The organism is Nostoc sp. LEGE 12454, assembly GCF_056620565.1.
This window is the reverse complement of record NZ_JBWQXL010000006.1, coordinates 179,944-195,251: the sequence shown is the minus strand read 5'-3', so window position 1 is coordinate 195,251 and position 15,308 is coordinate 179,944. Positions and strand designations below refer to the sequence as shown.

Annotated in this window: 17 protein-coding genes; 4 read left to right on the top strand and 13 right to left on the bottom strand. The window is 43.8% G+C overall.

Annotated features, from left to right (window positions below):
• Positions 1-169: 169 nt before the first annotated feature.
• Complete coding sequence (locus AC1F2U_RS08970) at positions 170-541, top strand: hypothetical protein (protein ID WP_480260865.1); 372 nt, start codon at positions 170-172, stop codon at positions 539-541.
• A gap of 201 nt (positions 542-742) precedes the next feature.
• Here AC1F2U_RS08970 and AC1F2U_RS08965 read toward each other — a convergent pair whose 3' ends face one another.
• Positions 743-1,681: a cation diffusion facilitator family transporter gene (locus tag AC1F2U_RS08965; protein ID WP_480260775.1), complete on the bottom strand. Its 939-nt coding sequence runs from the start codon at positions 1,679-1,681 to the stop codon at positions 743-745.
• A gap of 71 nt (positions 1,682-1,752) precedes the next feature.
• Between AC1F2U_RS08965 and AC1F2U_RS08960 the strand changes: the two genes are divergently transcribed.
• Positions 1,753-1,977: a hypothetical protein gene (locus tag AC1F2U_RS08960; protein WP_480260774.1), complete on the top strand. Its 225-nt coding sequence runs from the start codon at positions 1,753-1,755 to the stop codon at positions 1,975-1,977.
• Positions 1,978-2,030: 53 nt separating this feature from the next.
• Here the strand turns inward: AC1F2U_RS08960 and AC1F2U_RS08955 are convergent, their stop codons facing one another.
• Positions 2,031-3,704, bottom strand: coding sequence for an ATP-dependent nuclease (locus tag AC1F2U_RS08955; RefSeq protein WP_480260773.1), 1,674 nt, complete (start codon positions 3,702-3,704; stop codon positions 2,031-2,033).
• 56 nt (positions 3,705-3,760) lie between these two features.
• Between AC1F2U_RS08955 and AC1F2U_RS08950 the strand changes: the two genes are divergently transcribed.
• Positions 3,761-3,895 carry a hypothetical protein gene (locus AC1F2U_RS08950; protein WP_480260871.1) on the top strand — a complete coding sequence of 45 codons (135 nt, stop codon included), beginning with the start codon at positions 3,761-3,763 and terminating at the stop codon, positions 3,893-3,895.
• A 63-nt stretch (positions 3,896-3,958) separates the two neighbouring features.
• Here AC1F2U_RS08950 and AC1F2U_RS08945 read toward each other — a convergent pair whose 3' ends face one another.
• The 10 genes from AC1F2U_RS08945 to AC1F2U_RS08900 form a co-directional block, all read right to left on the bottom strand.
• Complete coding sequence (locus AC1F2U_RS08945) at positions 3,959-6,172, bottom strand: xanthine dehydrogenase family protein molybdopterin-binding subunit (RefSeq protein ID WP_480260772.1); 2,214 nt, start codon at positions 6,170-6,172, stop codon at positions 3,959-3,961.
• The gene (locus tag AC1F2U_RS08940; protein WP_480260771.1) at positions 6,169-7,152 is read right to left on the bottom strand and encodes an FAD binding domain-containing protein; all 984 of its coding nucleotides are present in this window, start codon (positions 7,150-7,152) and stop codon (positions 6,169-6,171) included. Before AC1F2U_RS08940 ends, AC1F2U_RS08945 begins: the two co-directional genes overlap by 4 nt.
• Positions 7,139-7,762, bottom strand: coding sequence for a (2Fe-2S)-binding protein (locus tag AC1F2U_RS08935; RefSeq protein ID WP_334836733.1), 624 nt, complete (start codon positions 7,760-7,762; stop codon positions 7,139-7,141). The genes AC1F2U_RS08940 and AC1F2U_RS08935 overlap by 14 nt, the downstream gene beginning before the upstream one ends.
• Positions 7,763-8,052: 290 nt before the next feature.
• Positions 8,053-8,220 (bottom strand): hypothetical protein, encoded by a 168-nt coding sequence (locus tag AC1F2U_RS08930; protein WP_480260770.1) that lies wholly within the window; start codon positions 8,218-8,220, stop codon positions 8,053-8,055.
• A 193-nt stretch (positions 8,221-8,413) separates the two neighbouring features.
• A complete protein-coding gene (locus tag AC1F2U_RS08925; RefSeq protein WP_480260769.1) occupies positions 8,414-8,755 on the bottom strand; it encodes a cupin domain-containing protein in 342 nt (113 codons plus the stop codon).
• A 241-nt stretch (positions 8,756-8,996) separates the two neighbouring features.
• Positions 8,997-10,166: a zinc-dependent alcohol dehydrogenase gene (locus AC1F2U_RS08920; protein ID WP_480260768.1), complete on the bottom strand. Its 1,170-nt coding sequence runs from the start codon at positions 10,164-10,166 to the stop codon at positions 8,997-8,999.
• A gap of 176 nt (positions 10,167-10,342) precedes the next feature.
• Positions 10,343-10,747, bottom strand: a complete 405-nt coding sequence (locus AC1F2U_RS08915) for a hypothetical protein (protein WP_480260767.1) — start codon at positions 10,745-10,747, stop codon at positions 10,343-10,345.
• A gap of 61 nt (positions 10,748-10,808) precedes the next feature.
• Positions 10,809-11,978, bottom strand: a complete 1,170-nt coding sequence (locus tag AC1F2U_RS08910; protein WP_335178204.1) for a zinc-dependent alcohol dehydrogenase — start codon at positions 11,976-11,978, stop codon at positions 10,809-10,811.
• 145 nt (positions 11,979-12,123) lie between these two features.
• Positions 12,124-12,822, bottom strand: coding sequence for an SRPBCC family protein (locus tag AC1F2U_RS08905; protein ID WP_480260766.1), 699 nt, complete (start codon positions 12,820-12,822; stop codon positions 12,124-12,126).
• Between the two features lie 84 nt (positions 12,823-12,906).
• Complete coding sequence (locus AC1F2U_RS08900) at positions 12,907-14,004, bottom strand: DJ-1/PfpI/YhbO family deglycase/protease (protein ID WP_480260765.1); 1,098 nt, start codon at positions 14,002-14,004, stop codon at positions 12,907-12,909.
• Between the two features lie 482 nt (positions 14,005-14,486).
• On the opposite strand from AC1F2U_RS08900, the gene AC1F2U_RS08895 reads away from it, so the two are divergent.
• Positions 14,487-14,885 carry a DUF6335 family protein gene (locus AC1F2U_RS08895; RefSeq protein WP_480260764.1) on the top strand — a complete coding sequence of 133 codons (399 nt, stop codon included), beginning with the start codon at positions 14,487-14,489 and terminating at the stop codon, positions 14,883-14,885.
• On the opposite strand, the gene AC1F2U_RS08890 is transcribed toward AC1F2U_RS08895, so the two are convergent.
• Positions 14,886-15,302 (bottom strand): response regulator, encoded by a 417-nt coding sequence (locus tag AC1F2U_RS08890; RefSeq protein ID WP_480260763.1) that lies wholly within the window; start codon positions 15,300-15,302, stop codon positions 14,886-14,888. It lies immediately after the preceding gene.
• Positions 15,303-15,308 lie beyond the last annotated feature (6 nt).

Here is a 15,308-nt window from a genome sequence, read left to right as displayed (position 1 = left end):
TTAATACATTGGTCTGTTATCTTAATACATCGGTCTGTTATGCCAATACATCGACCTGTTATCTTAAACTATCCTTTCTAAGCTTGCCCTATCTGAAAATTTCATCTTACTGATAACTTTTTTTGTTTTTATGGGTACATTAAATGTACTAATTACTAAGTATGCATATATGCCTCCCCAAAATACAAGAAACCGTTTGCGCCCTCAACTGATTAGTCAAGATATTGACTCATTCCACGGTTTACAAACCATCAGCACTTACAACACAACTCGTGCTGATGCCTCATCTGCTAATTTACAGGAAGCTCATCAGGCAATGTTGATTTCTCAACAAACCGAAACCGAGAAACTAGCTTTATACCGTGCTGCTGCTGATGCTGCGCGATTAGCAGAGTGGGAATTTCATAATGCCGTATTAGCGATGAAAGAAGTTGTACGCGGGCAATATGGCTCAGATAGCGATCAAGCTCAAGCTGTAGGATTGAAGAAAAAATCAGACCGCAAGCGTCCTTCCCGCAAAAAGACAGTTGCAATGGCGTAACCGCCTGCTAGAAGCGATCGCAAGTTAATCAAATTGATCGAGAAAGGCAGGGAGGCACAGAGGCAGAGGAGCAGAGGAGAAAAACTTACTGCAACTTCTCCCCTGCTCCCCTGCTCCCCTGCTCCCCTGCTCCCCTGCTCCCCTGCTCCCCTGCTCCCCTGCCTCCTAATTCCCCAATTCCTAAAAACTCAACGACAGCAATTAATCTCTTGCGCTCATATCTTGCATTTGCTGATTGCTCGAACGCTCCAACTCTAAATCGTCCCAAGAAACTGGATCTTCTACAGGTTCTAAATGAGTTGTAACGTGGGTTGAAGGTAGCACCCGAACAATAGCAAGCTCAATTGCCTCGCATAAATCATGCCCTTGTTGCACTGTCCAAGATCCAGGCACAAGAACATGAAAGGAAACAAAGCGACGGGTTCCAGCAGTGCGGGTTCGCAAGGCATGGAACTGGATGTTTTGACCTTTGTATTCGTTAAGGATGCTCTTAATTGCGTCAATTTCTTTTTTAGGCAAAGTTGCATCCAGTAAGGCGCTACTGGTTTCCCGCAGTATACGAAATCCTGTCCAAGTAATATTTGCTGCTACTATCAGCGCGACAATTGGATCGAGGACGAGAGCGCCTGTTAGCTTGACGAGTAAGATTCCAACTACCACACCACCCGAAGTTACTACATCAGTAAACAGGTGGTGAGCATCAGCCCTGAGTGTAATGGAACGCAACCGTCGCCCTGCTCGTAGCAAGATAAAGGCAACAACGCCGTTGATTGCGGTTGCAAAGAGGGAGAGTGCCAACCCTAATCCTAGTTGTGTTAATGGTTCTGGATGCAGCAAGCGTCCCCAAGCTTCAACAGCAATGCTAATAGCTGCCACTATAATCAACGCACCTTCTGCACCACTGGAGAAGTATTCGGCTTTAGAATGTCCAAAGGCGTGTTCGGCATCGGCTGGTTTCTCAGCATAGGTCAATGCCCATAGAGCAACCAATGCTGCCACGAGATTTACAATTGATTCAATAGCATCTGAAAGCAAACCTACTGACCCGGTTAGCAGGTAAGCGCCAAATTTCAAGGCAATAGTGATGATTGCTGCTGCAATCGATAAGAAAGCGTAGGATCGGGCTGTTGGACTACTCATCTCGGTCGCGGACGTAATTACAGTGATTCCGAGCTAAGAGTACCAAATTTTACTTGAGTTGGTCATCAATCTTGAGACTTCTACTGATTGGTATTTTAAAACGCGATAAATCGCGTCTTTACAAGTGTATTGACTACAGGGTATCATTGCCGCGTTATGAACTTCTTGCTCATACTGGTAATGTTACGATCACCAATCGGATGATTCAGCTTTCATCGTTTCGGCGATCGCATTTGCAATATTCAGCGTTGCAATTTTTGAGAGATGCGATCGCACCTTTGGTTAGTATTGTTTGAAGCTGCTTTTTAATCACAATTTAAGCCATAATTGGTTAGCCCATTGAAAGACTCTATGAAGGTATGCCTTTCCTATTTGGATTAGTAAACCATTTTTTTATTTCACCACAAAAACTCCATACATCATCATCTGAGGGTTTGAGATAATCTTGTGATTCTGGATCTTCTCCCATTTTCTCAAAGATGTTAATCAACCAATTGGGTCCGTGTCCAGTTGCACCAAGTTGAAGAAGCCAAGACTCCAACTCTCCCTTCCGCACGACAAACAGACCATACTCGGCAAGTCTGTCAAATAAGTTATTTGCTGCTTCTTTGTCACTGCTAGAGAGAATCTCAACACCACCATCCCGTTTCATATTCTTTCCTACGGCGGCATCAAACCTTAGCTTGACAGCATTTCGTAAATTAGCAAGTGATTGATACTCAAGTTCAGGAATAAAGCCGCTTTTGAGAAAGTTCGTCCAATCCTGACCACCATCTTTTAGAATATCAACGTCAACAATGCCAACTGCTGGTATACCCAATTCTCTTAAAGGCTTGATAATTATCTGAACTGTTTGCTTATTTTGAGCATTGAGAAACAAACAGTTTGGAATTCCCAATTCTGGCTTATAACGTAGCAGACGCTCATTAATTTCCTGATAAAAAGCGCGATCTGCATCAGATTCTGTGACGATGACAAATTCGTAGAATAGCCCCTCAAGCACACCAGTTGAGCGCAACAAAGGATTTCGCATTAATCGAAGGATGTCTGTGTTAGATAAGACTCTTGCAGTAGCTACCTCACTGCGATAAGTCAGTCTCACAATATTAACTGGGGCACCAGATTGTATACAACCCATTACAAAATTTGAACTATGTGTTGAAACAAACAATCTTTTTTCAGAACCTAAGCTAGAAATAGCAATTTCTTTTCCTAGTTTGAAAGCTAAGGGTGGATACAAAAAAGCTTCAGGTTCATCAATTAGAAGAATAGCAGGATCACCAGCTATGATCTCTGTAATAATTCCAGTGAATGCTTTTACACCGTCGCTGGCTTGTTCAACAGGCAATGCTTTTGAGTGAAATTGTACAGCTTCTTCGTGAATACCACGCTCTTCTATATCTGTTTTAGGAGGACGAGATGATAAGCGTAGTCTAAATTGACCGAGAGAAGTAGGATCTATAACAAAGTACGTCCCAAAAGCATCATAAATGATTCGTCTAACTTCATATCTTTTGGCATCGTCATGAAACAACACTTGAAAGCTTGTTTGAGGGGATTGCTGGAGATCACCAGCGCTTTGTTGCGCGATCAAATTAATACGACTCTTTCCGTCTAGTAGGAGAGTGTTAAATGAGAGATACCATTGGCAGAACAAGTTTGCCTGCTGGTTAGGATTCTGTAAGGCATCCAAAAGATTCTGTTTAGGAACTTGGTGCCTCGTTCCCTTTTTACCAAGAATTATATGATTGGGTGAAAGCGCTTCACCCATACGTGGTTGAAGAGTGAACTTTTTAATCTTTTCTTCACCTGCTTCAACTGTGAATCTGTCAAATTCAATCTTTTCTAAAATTACATCTGTTACATTCAGTTGACCGTTAGTGCAGTAATAATAAATTTCAGAAAGAACTTTGCTTTTTCCAGAGTTGCTTGGACCTACAAATACGGTTATGGGCGTTATGACTACTTCCTCTGAAGGTAATCCTGAGCCTCTTCCAAATTTCAATTTTATCGTCTTTATCATTTGTCAAAAACTATGATAAACTTCGGTTGTTTTTGTTACATAATGCTGTTTTAGCGATGAAAGAAGTCGTGCGCGGGCAATATGGTTCAGATAGCGATCAAGCTCAAGCTGTGGGACTGAAGAAAAAATCAGACCGCAAACGTCCTTCTCGCAAAAAGCCAGATGCGATCGCCAGTTATCAACTAAATTGAGTTTGGAAATTAGCGATCGCTAATCGTATGATTGAGCTTTCATCCTTTTGGCGATCGCCATATCTACAGCAGCTTGTCTAAAGTAATTGGCAAATCGCGGATGCGCTTACCTGTGGCATGATAGACAGCGTTAGCGATCGCCGCCGCAGTGCCGGTAATGCCAATTTCACCAATTCCCTTAACGCCAAGCGGGTTGATATGTGGATCGCGTTCATCGACAAACAACACCTGAATATCGGGAACGTCTGCATTCACTGGTACGTGATACTCAGCTAAATCATGGTTGACAACGCGTCCTAGATTCGGGTCTATTACCGTATGTTCCATTAGCGCCATACCAATACCATAGATAATCCCACCAATCAGCTGACTATTGGCTGTTTTAGCATTGAGGATGCGTCCCGCGCCAAAAGTTCCCACCCAGCGCGTTACTCGCACTTCACCCAAATCAGGCTCAACGCGCACTTCGGCAAACTGCGCTCCAAATGAGTGCATTGAAAACTTCTTTTGTTCCTCTCCTGGCTTGGCATCTGCACGCGCTTCGAGCATTTTCATTCCATGCCGTGCCAAGATTGCCTGATATGTTTCGCTAGCGGAGGATTTATTTTTTAAGAAAAAGCTGCCATTTTCGGCAATCACATCCTCAGCTTTTGAACTATAAAGGGGCGATTTTCGATCGGCGAGTGCTAGTTGCAAAAGCTGACTGCGTGCTTGATTTCCCGCTAAATGCACGGCTGAACTCACACTGGCGGCAGTTTGCGAACCACCAGAAATAGGGGTTTGTGGCATTTTGGTATCGCCTAGTTCAAACCGGACTTTGTTAACTGGTAAACCGAGTGCCTCAGCTGCAACTTGAGTCATCACAGTATAAGTTCCCGTACCAATATCTTGGGAACCGCTCAATACAACGGCTGTACCGTCTGCCATAATTTTAGCGATCGCTGATGCTGGGGAACGGTTGGTAGGATAAGTAGCTGTCGCCATTCCCCAACCAATTAAATAGTTGCCATCGCGCATCGAACGGGGCTTGGGATTGCGCTTTTGCCAGCCAAACTTTTCTGCTCCCAATTTGTAACATTCTCTCAGTGACTTGCTCGACCAAGGCAGTCCTTTACTGGGATCGACTTCAGCATAGTTACGCAGACGCAGTTCCACCGGATCGATATTGAGCGCATAAGCCAGTTCGTCCATTGCCGATTCTAAGGCAAAGGAGCCAGAAGCTTCGCCTGGGGCCCGCATATAGGTTGGTGTTCCTTGATCGAGCTGAACCAGATGGTGGCTAGTTTCGATATTCGGGCTAGCGTAAAGCATCCGGGCGCTTTTACCAACAGGTTCGATAAATTCATCGAAAGTTGAAGTCTGGGAAGTGCCAGCGTGTCGCAGAGCAGTCAATTTGCCATCGCGGGTTGCACCGAGAGAAACCTGTTGAATTGTCTCCGGTCGAAAGCCCACAGGCCCATACATCTGTATCCGTCCCAGAACTAATTTCACTGGGCGATTAACTTGCTTTGCGGCGATCGCCGCTAGCGGTACGTGCGACCAAGCCGAGCCTTTGCAACCGAAGCCACCGCCCACAAAGTAAGACATAATGCGGACTTTCTCAGGCTCAATTCCTAATACCTCCGCAACTTTTTTTTGAGTCGAAAAAATTCCCTGAGTTGCGTCATACAGCAGCAGTTCATCGCCTTGCCAAACTGCTGTTGTGGCATGAGGCTCCATCGGATTGTGGTTTTCCACTGGGGTGGTATAGGTTTGCTCGACGCGGACAGCTGCCGCCGCTAGTCCCTCGTTGAAATTGCCGTGCGCTAAATCGGGCGGTTCCTCTCTAGGGATTTTACCTTTAGGCAAGTATGCCTTAGTGAGGTTTTCCCGCATATTAATGGTTGGTTTCTCTTCGTCATAGCGAACTTGTACGAGAGAGGCAGCATACATCGCTCGTTCAAAGGTATCGGCAACGACGACACCAATATGCTGACCGCTATACAGCACAATGTTATCTTGCAGGACTTGCACCTTATGACCCCCGCCCTTTTCTCCAGAAGCTTTGGGCGCGTTGAGGTGGGTAATTACTGCTAATACACCCGGTACTTGTTCCGCCGCCTTGGTATCGATTTGGGCTATTTTACCTTTGGCGATCGCACTTTGAATTGTCACGCCATAAGTCATTTTTGCTACCGGAAACTCAGCCGCGTAACGTGCGCCCCCAGTCACCTTCAGGTATCCATCAACTCGATTGAGCGGTTTGCCGACAACTGTATTTGTGTCCCCTGTATTCATGCCATCCCTCCCACCGTTGCCAGCGCTTTCACAATTGTGCGTTTAGTCAGTTCGACCTTAAACCCGTTATATTTTTGAGGTTTAGCTCCGGCGATCGCAGCGTCCGCAGCTGCTTGAAATGTTGCCTGATTTGCGGGCTTGTTCAAAAGTATTTTTTCTGCTTCGGAGGCACGCCAGGGCTTTGTGCCAACGCCACCAAGGGCAATCCGTGCCGAGCGAATAATCCCATTTTGAATATCTAATGCTGCCGCAACCGATGTCATCGCAAAGGCATAAGAAGCGCGATCGCGGACTTTTAAATAATGCGATCGCCTTGCGAAGTTTAAAGCAGGTAAATCAACGCCTACAATTAACTCTCCATGTTCTAAAACTGTTTCCCTTTCTGGCGTTTCGCCAGGTAGAAGATGAAAATCTACAAGGGGAATACTCCGCTCTCCTCTCGGCCCGCGTGTCTGCACGACGGCATCGAGTGCCACCATTGCCACCGCCATATCAGAAGGATGAGTGGCAATACAGCGATCGCTACCGCCAAGAATCGCATGGATGCGGTTATAACCCTCAATTGCCGCACAACCTGAACCGGGAACGCGCTTGTTACAGGGCATCGAAGTATCGCGGAAGTAGTAACAGCGGGTACGTTGCAGCAAATTTCCGCCTACTGTCGCCATATTTCGCAGTTGCGGTGATGCCCCAGACAGCAAAGCCTCCGACAGTACAGGGTAACGCTCTTGAATTATCGGATTATAAGCAACGTCGCTATTGCTTGCCATTGCTCCAATCCGCACGCCATTACCCTGCACTTCTATCTTGGTTAACGGTAGTCGGTTAATGTCAACTAACTGTTTTGGCGTTTGTACATTCAGCTTCATTAAATCAATTAAGCTCGTACCCCCTGCCAAGTAAGCAGCTTCCACCTCTGGAGTAACCAAAGCCACGGCATTCTCTGCTTGTCCCGCTTTTTTATAGCTAAACGGCTGCATCTTTTTTTCCCTCTAAGACATCGCGGACAGCAGCCACGATATTTGGATAAGCACCGCAACGGCAAATATTGCCGCTCATCAGTTCGCGAATGTCGGCATCCGATTTAGCGTGTCCCTCGTTCACCAAACCCACCGCCGAACAAATCTGTCCTGGCGTGCAATAGCCGCACTGAAACGCATCGCGGGACAGAAACGCGGCTTGCATCGGGTGCAGATTGTTTCCTTGCTCCAACCCTTCAATAGTTGTGATTTTTGCGTCGGTGTGCATAATTGCAAATGTCAGGCACGAATTAATCCGTTGCCCATCAACCAGCACCGTACAAGCACCACACTGACCATGATCGCAACCTTTTTTAGTTCCAATTAATCCTATGTATTCCCGAAGTGCATCAAGTAAGGTAACACGCGGTTCAATCTGCAAATTATGTGGTGTTCCGTTCACTTGCAGCGTCACCTTCACAGTTTCAGATGTCGAAGTTGCCAGCATAGGAGTAGTTTTTTTAACTTGAGTTTCTGCTACAGCTTTCTCTACAAAATTAGCGATCGTAGCCGCTACCGTGCTGAAGACCATCAATTGACCCAGCTTGCGGCGTCTTAAGACAAACCTCATTTGTTCGCTCCATTCTGTTTTTGTTAAAAATATTGAGTAATTATTACTAAAATTATTGATAGAAAACCAGATTTTCTGAGAAGCATTTTCTCTAAAAAGACATTGTTAATAGAATACAATTTCGTCTGATTATCTCTCTCTATCAGAAGATTTATGCCATAAGTATTATCTATAATTCTCAAAATAGATATCAAGTCCGGGTAATTAGTTATGATTTCCCCGGTCATTGCACCCTACTCTAACCCTCCCTTTATAAAGGCTACAGTGTACACACAAGTCTTTTAAAGTTGCTATGTAACGTCGGGTGGGTTAATTTTTGCAGGTCGATGCAATAAAGGTGCAGGTCGATGCAATAAAGGTGTAGGTCGATGCAACAAAGGTGCAGGTCGATGTAATAAAGGTGCAGGTCGATGTAATAAAGGTGCAGGTCGATGTAATAAAGGTGCAGATCGATGCATCAAAGGTACAGATCGAGAGACTTGTGTGTACACCGTAGCCTTATAAAGGGGAGGGAACCATTCAGCCAAACACTTTTAAAACAACCTCTAAGCTACAAAGCACAGTAAAAAGGAGAACAAGAATATTGTTCCCCTACGAATGCTTTATATTCCATGCCATTGAAAGCGGCTATAGGTTTTTAGCGATCGCAAATCAGTTTTCGTCTCGTCCGTGAACTTGAGCAGGTGGACTGGTTGCTTCAACAGCAGTAAATGATTCTAGAATTTTATAAGTGTGACTAGCTCCTTTTGGTACTACCCAAGAACTTCCAGGTTCTAGTAAAATCGTTTGCCCTTCAATATGCAATTCTGCACGACCAGTAATTACATAACCAACAGTTTCATATTCCCGTGCTGTTGGTTCTTTAGGTTCGTTCGGTTCCTCATTTTCCCATAAACGCATGGAAATCGTTTTGCCAGATGCAAGATATTTCTGACCAAGTTGACCTTTAGGGGAATTGCTAGAGTCTACTTTAATAACAGTTGTATCAGACATATTTTCTGCCTCTTTCTACTTTTAAACTTTGATTGTTTAATCAAACATTGAAGGTTAGGTATTGGCTCTTGGGGAGTGGGAATTAGGCATTAGACATTGAAAAACTATTCCCTATTCCGAATGGCATTAAGTTAAGATACAGCCCTTGCCCCAACTGGTTAAGAGCCTCCAGGCTGGGAACGAGGATACAATAAGTCTTTGGGCTTTTCTTAGTGCCATTCTCCCTATTCCTTATTCCCCACTACGGTTTGAGTACCACTTTGATGCAGTTATCTTTCTTGTGCTTAAAAATCTCGTAGCCGTGGGGCGCTTGTTCTAGAGGTAAAGTATGGGTAATAATAAACGTTGGATCGATTTCACCGTTTTGGATGTGTTCTAGCAAGGGTTTTAGATATTTATGCACATGGGTTTGTCCCATCTTGAAGGTTAATCCCTTGTTCATGGCAGCACCCATTGGGATTTTATCTAAAAAGCCACCATACACACCCGCAAGTGATACGTGACCGCCTTTAGCAGCAGATACTATTACTTGCCGTAATGCCGTCGGTCGATCTGTTTCTAAACGTACTGCTTGCTTTACCTGGTCGTACATCGCCATAAAATCTGTGCCGTGTGCCTCCATTCCTACTGCATCAATGCAAGCATCGGGGCCGCGACCGCCAGTCATTTCTTTAAGTGCTTCGCCAATATTCACTTCTTCGTAGTTGAGAACTTCAGCTTTGCCGTATTCTTTAGCCATTTGCAGACGTTCGGGAACGCGGTCAAAAGCGATTACCCGTTCCGCACCTAGCATATATGCACTTTTGATAGCGAATTGTCCGACTGGGCCACAACCCCAAACGGCAACAATATCACCGGGTTTGATGTTGCAGTTCTCGGCTGCCATGTAGCCTGTGGGAAAAATATCTGTTAGAAATAGCACTTGCTCATCCGTTAAACCATCGGGAATTTTGAACAAGCCTACATCGGCAAAAGGTACTCGTGCATACTCTGCTTGACCGCCAGCATAACCGCCGAATAAATGAGAGTAGCCAAATAGACCTGCTGGCGAATGTCCCATTTGCTTTTCTACTAACCAAGCATTGGGGTTAGAGTTATCGCAAAGTGACCATAAATCCCGATTGCAGAAAAAGCAGCTACCGCAAGATATAGTGAAGGGAACAACGACGCGATCGCCTACGTTGACATTTTTAACTGCACTTCCCAGTTCGACGACTTCCCCCATAAATTCATGGCCAAGGATATCGCCCTTTTCCATCGTGGGAATGTAGCCGTCATAAATATGCAAATCTGAACCACAAATTGCCGTAGAAGTAATTTTAACAATGGCATCGCGTGGGTTGAGAATTTTGGGGTCGGGAACTGTATCTACCCGCACATCGTTTGCTCCGTGCCAGCAAACTGCTTTCATAATTATTTATTCCTTAGTTATCATTTCTGCTTTGCTTATATCAAGATAAATACTCGATTTAGCCTGATTTTGAGACGCGATAATTATCGCGTCTCAGGAACTACTCAAATCCAGTTCAACAATGTAGGAGTCAAAAATCTATACTCAAATTTCGCTACAAGTCTAGATTCTATCTCTCAGTTGCTCTTGATAGGAGGATTTTGATAATAACCTTCTCTATCTGCACCGTATGATGAAGCTTTATCTCCGGCGCTGTTTTTTGCAGGATCAAAAAACTCTTTTGTAGCTCTAGGAGTTTTTTCATCCAAGTTTAACTTTTCGCGGATAGTATCAGCAGCTTCTTTTAATGGATTTTGGCTATTTTGGCTATTTTGGCTATTTGTTGTTTGGGTATCGTTTCTGACTTCACCTTGTCCGTCTGGGACTCCTTTGTAATAAGTGCCCTCTGGACTTTTAACATCAGCTTGCGCTACATCAACGTAACTAAAAGCTTGGCCCAGTAAAAACATAAATCCTGCTAAGAAAACTACAAGGATTTGGGAAATGCGAATATTTCGTAACCAAGAACTTAGTCGATTCATAAAAAACCTCAATTGCATTATGTAAGGTGTACAATTCAAACACTGAATGACTATTTGCCATTTAGGGTTTAAGAACAACTTTGATACAGTTGTCTTTTTTTTGTTGAAAGATGTGGTAGGCGTGGGGTGCTTGTTCTAAAGGCAATTGATGGGTGACAACAAAGGATGGATCGAGTTTTCCATCCAAAACCATCTGCAATAACGAATGCATATATTTTTGTCCATGCATTTGTCCCATCCTAAAGGTTAGACCCTTGTTGAAGGCTGCACCCAATGGTATTTTGTCTACAAAACCACCATAAACACCCATGATTGAAAGAGTCCCGCCTTTACGACAGGCGACCATCATTTCCCGCAGAACGTGGGGACGGTCGGTTTCCAATCTGAGCTTTTGTTTTGTCTGGTCGTAGAAGTCTTCAATACCAACACCGTGTGCTTCTAAACCAACGGCATCGATGCAAGCATCGGGGCCACGGCCACCAGTCATCTCTTTCAACGCTTCGCCAGCATTAACTTCTTCGTAGTTAATCACTTCTGCTTTGGCAAACTTTTTCGCCATTTCCAGGCGTTCGGGAAAGCGATCTATAGCGATCACTTTTTCGGCTCCCATCATGTAGGCGCTAATCATGGCAAACTGTCCAACAGCACCGCAACCCCAAACGGCTACAGTATCACCCGGTTGAATATCGCATAATTCTGCACCCATATAACCTGTGGGGATGGCGTCGGAGATGAATAACAACATCTCATCCGGCAAATCTGGCGGAACTTTAACGACACCCACATCTGCAAAAGGTACACGGATATATTCTGCTTGTGCCCCTGCATAACCACCTAACATGTGGGAGTAGCCATAAATAGCTGAGGTGATATTGCCAAATAATTTTTCTTGAATCCAGCCCTTGGGATTGGAATTATCGCACAACGACCACATATCACGTTGGCAATAATGACAATTACCACAGCCAATTGTGGAAGGAACAACAACGCGATCGCCTATTTTTAAATTGTTGACTCCTCTACCAACTTCCACGACTTCTCCCATAAATTCGTGACCAATAATGTCACCCTGTTGCACTGTGGGAATATATCCGCCATAAATATGTAGATCGGAGCCACAAATCGCCGTGGAAGTAATTTTAATAATCGCATCACGCGGGTTGAGAATTGTCGGATCTGGTACCGTCTCTACCCGCACATCATTAGCACCGTTCCAGCAGACTGCTTTCATAGTTATTAGTCCTTAGTCATTAGTCATTGGTTATTAGTCATTAGTCACTTGTACTGAGCGTAGTCGTTGGCGTAGCCTCTCCAAGAGTTGTATTAGTCATTCGCTTTAGGCAAAGGACAAATGACAATAGACAAAGAACAAATAACTACTTACGTCCAGAAGGTTGGCCTTCGGTTGTGGCAATTTCGCCTGCTTCCATTAGCATTTTGAAGCGGCGCAATTCATCACCAATTTGCTGTTCTGGTTCTTCACCAAAAAGTTTAGCTACTGTAGCTGCCAATGCTCCGCCTGGTGGGTTATACTCCAAAACAACCTTGACTTCCGTGCCGCGATCGCCTGGTGCTTTTTTAAAGCGAACAAAGCCAGAATTATCAACGTCTGCACCTTCTACAGAAGCCCAAGAAATAAATTCATTTTCCCGGTCTTCGAGAATATCTGCATCCCATTCCACGCTGTTACCCAAAGGTGCATTAGCTATCCAATGAGAACGTTTTTCGTTATACACCTTGACAGATTTGAGATGCTTCATAAATGTGGGCAAATTCTCAAAGTTGTGCCAAAAGCGATACAATTCTTCTGCCGATTTATTAATTGTTACCGTCTTTTCAACTTTGATGGGTTGGTTGATACCAATTGCTTCCTGTGCTTGCTGAATCGTGCTTTGTTTGGTTGCACCTTGATAGAGCAAACCACCTCCAGCTAAAGCCGTCAGCGCTCCCCGCAATGAACCTTGCCTTAAACCCATCAGTACCATTGCACCGCCACCAATGAGAGATGCCCAACGCTCTACTTCACTAGCTTCAGCCTGGTTTGTACTTGGTTTATCTCCTGATGTCGAAGTCACTTTTTTATATCTCCATCAATTCTCTGATCTCTCTGCTCATTAGTAGAAGCGCACATCTATCTGTGCGCCTCTACTAGCGGTTCGTTACATCGATACAGCAGCCCCAGTAGTCGGCTTAGGAGGCTGAATCTGAGCGCCTATCCGCGCCCGATACAACTCTACTAATCGTTGTTCGTATTTCAATAAATCGTGGTAAATTTCTTTGAAAATAGCTGTTGCTACTGGGTCAGTGAACATTGCACACAAATTGCCAATATCGCCGATACCAGTTTGCACATCCCCCAAGGCAGAACGTAACTGATATATATCATCACTTCCTGTTAAGGTAGTTTTAACCTTGGCATACTGATTGGCAATATTTGCCCCTAAAGACGGTTTTTCACCCAATCGGTGAAGATAGCTTTCTACTTTTTGAATGTGGCGCTGTTTATTAGCAATTATTTCTTGAAATACTGATTTTACTTCGCTATCTGATTCTTTTTCCAAGTAGTTTTCAAATGCTTCCAGCGAATAACGTTCACCGGTAAGGGCAGTATTTAAACCTCTAGCAATATCACCTTTAGTTGAGCCACCCCAAGCATCAGCCAGTTTCCACCATTCAGCACTTGTGTCTTTTTCATTTGGTAATGCAGCATCTTTGCCACCATAACCCAAACGGCTTAATATAGCTGTGGTGAAAATTGGCAAGTCTCCAGGTTCACGAGATGTAATCAAATTTCCGTCAACTACCACTGGCTCATCTAGATATTTTGCGCCAGCGTTAATCATGTCCTTGGCAATAGCGATAAAACCGGTGGCTTGCTTACCTTTGAGCAAGTCGCCTTCAATCAAAACTTGTGGGCCATGACAAACAGCAGCGACTAATTTTCCTTGTTGTATAGCTTCTTGGACAAAACGTACTGTGTTGCTGTTCCGCCGCATTCTATCGGGAGCCATCCCACCGGGAATTATCACCGCATCGAATTCGGCTGCGATCGCTTCCGTTGTAGTACCGTCGGCTTGGATGCTAAGTTTGCCGCGTTTACCCTTATATTTTTCATTCATTCGGGAACCAAGGACTACTACCTCCATTCCAGCTTGCTTTAGCCCATTATATGGAACTGTAAATTCTGCATCCTCTACTGCTTGTTCAATGAGAATAGCAACTTTTTTATTGCCGGAGTGATTGTTATGTTCAGTCATAGATGGTATTACGTTTTTATTTCTCTAGTCTTTAACTAACTACAACAAAACTTAACTAAACAGATTATTATTGAATAAATAATTTAAAATTATTTATCATATTATCTGCTTTAATTACTCAAATAATAATTTTGAGTATTTCATCGTTTAGCATTTTTGTAGGTAATTAATAAAGTGATGAATACGAGTTAAAAATGCTAAACTTATCATCAAAATTTTATTTTTGGTTGCCTGTTTTTGCCAAACAGGAAATAGTTATGAGTAAAAAGTTCGCCAATAAATAATTTCGGTTTGATAACTTCAAACTCATAACTTCAACTACAAGTTCCTTGACCATGAATTCATAGCTACAATCTTATGGTGCGATCGCTAGTTTAGCGTCGTACCCAGGGGATAGATTATTTTCTTAGCTATACACCTCTAGTTAGACAAATTGGGGACAATAAAACGTTATTGTGAGAATGCAGAAAAGGGCTAGTATCATGGCAGAAAAAAATCATAATGACAAAATTAAAAGTAATGATTTGCCACAAGAGATTACCGAATCCTACGGTACTGGTGTAAAAGACTTGCCGGGATACAACATTGGCGGACGCTCTATGCAGGATGAAAGAGACGAGTACACAGAAACTAGTCCGAAATTGACTGGTGGGGATGTTGATGCTTATTGGCAAGATGCAGATGCAGTTGGAGATGAAGCAGTTGGTGGTAGTACTTCCACTCCCGATCAGAATGTCACAGAGGACTTAGAAGCAGCAGTGGGGCTAGAAATGGCTGATTCTGAATTTCTGCATACCAACGATATTTTAGAGGATCGTGATGGCGATCGCTGGGAGTTAGATCCAAAGTCTTCTGAAGATTATCAAGACCGAAGAGAATAATTACCAATTACAAGAAGCAACCAAATTAGCCACTATCTCAACTAGTTCTTCTGGAGCGATCGGTTTAGATATATGAGTGTCAAAGCCAGCTTCCAAAGCACGGATACGAGCCTCACTATCAGCAAAGGCTGTTAAAGCAATAGCCGGGACTCGTCCACAATTATTTGCTTTCAGCGCACGGAATTTGGAGATGAAAGTGTAGCCATCCTCCCCAGGCAACCCGATATCACTAATTAAAACATCGGGTTGCAATTCAGACAATACATCGCGTGCATCTGCTGCTGATATCACTGCTATAACTGTTGCTCCATCCATTTCCAAGACAGTAGTGATAAAAAAGCGAGTATCATCATCATCCTCAACTACCAAGATATCTAAACCAGTCAGAGTTCCAGAAGTTTGCATAACAAATGACATTTTATC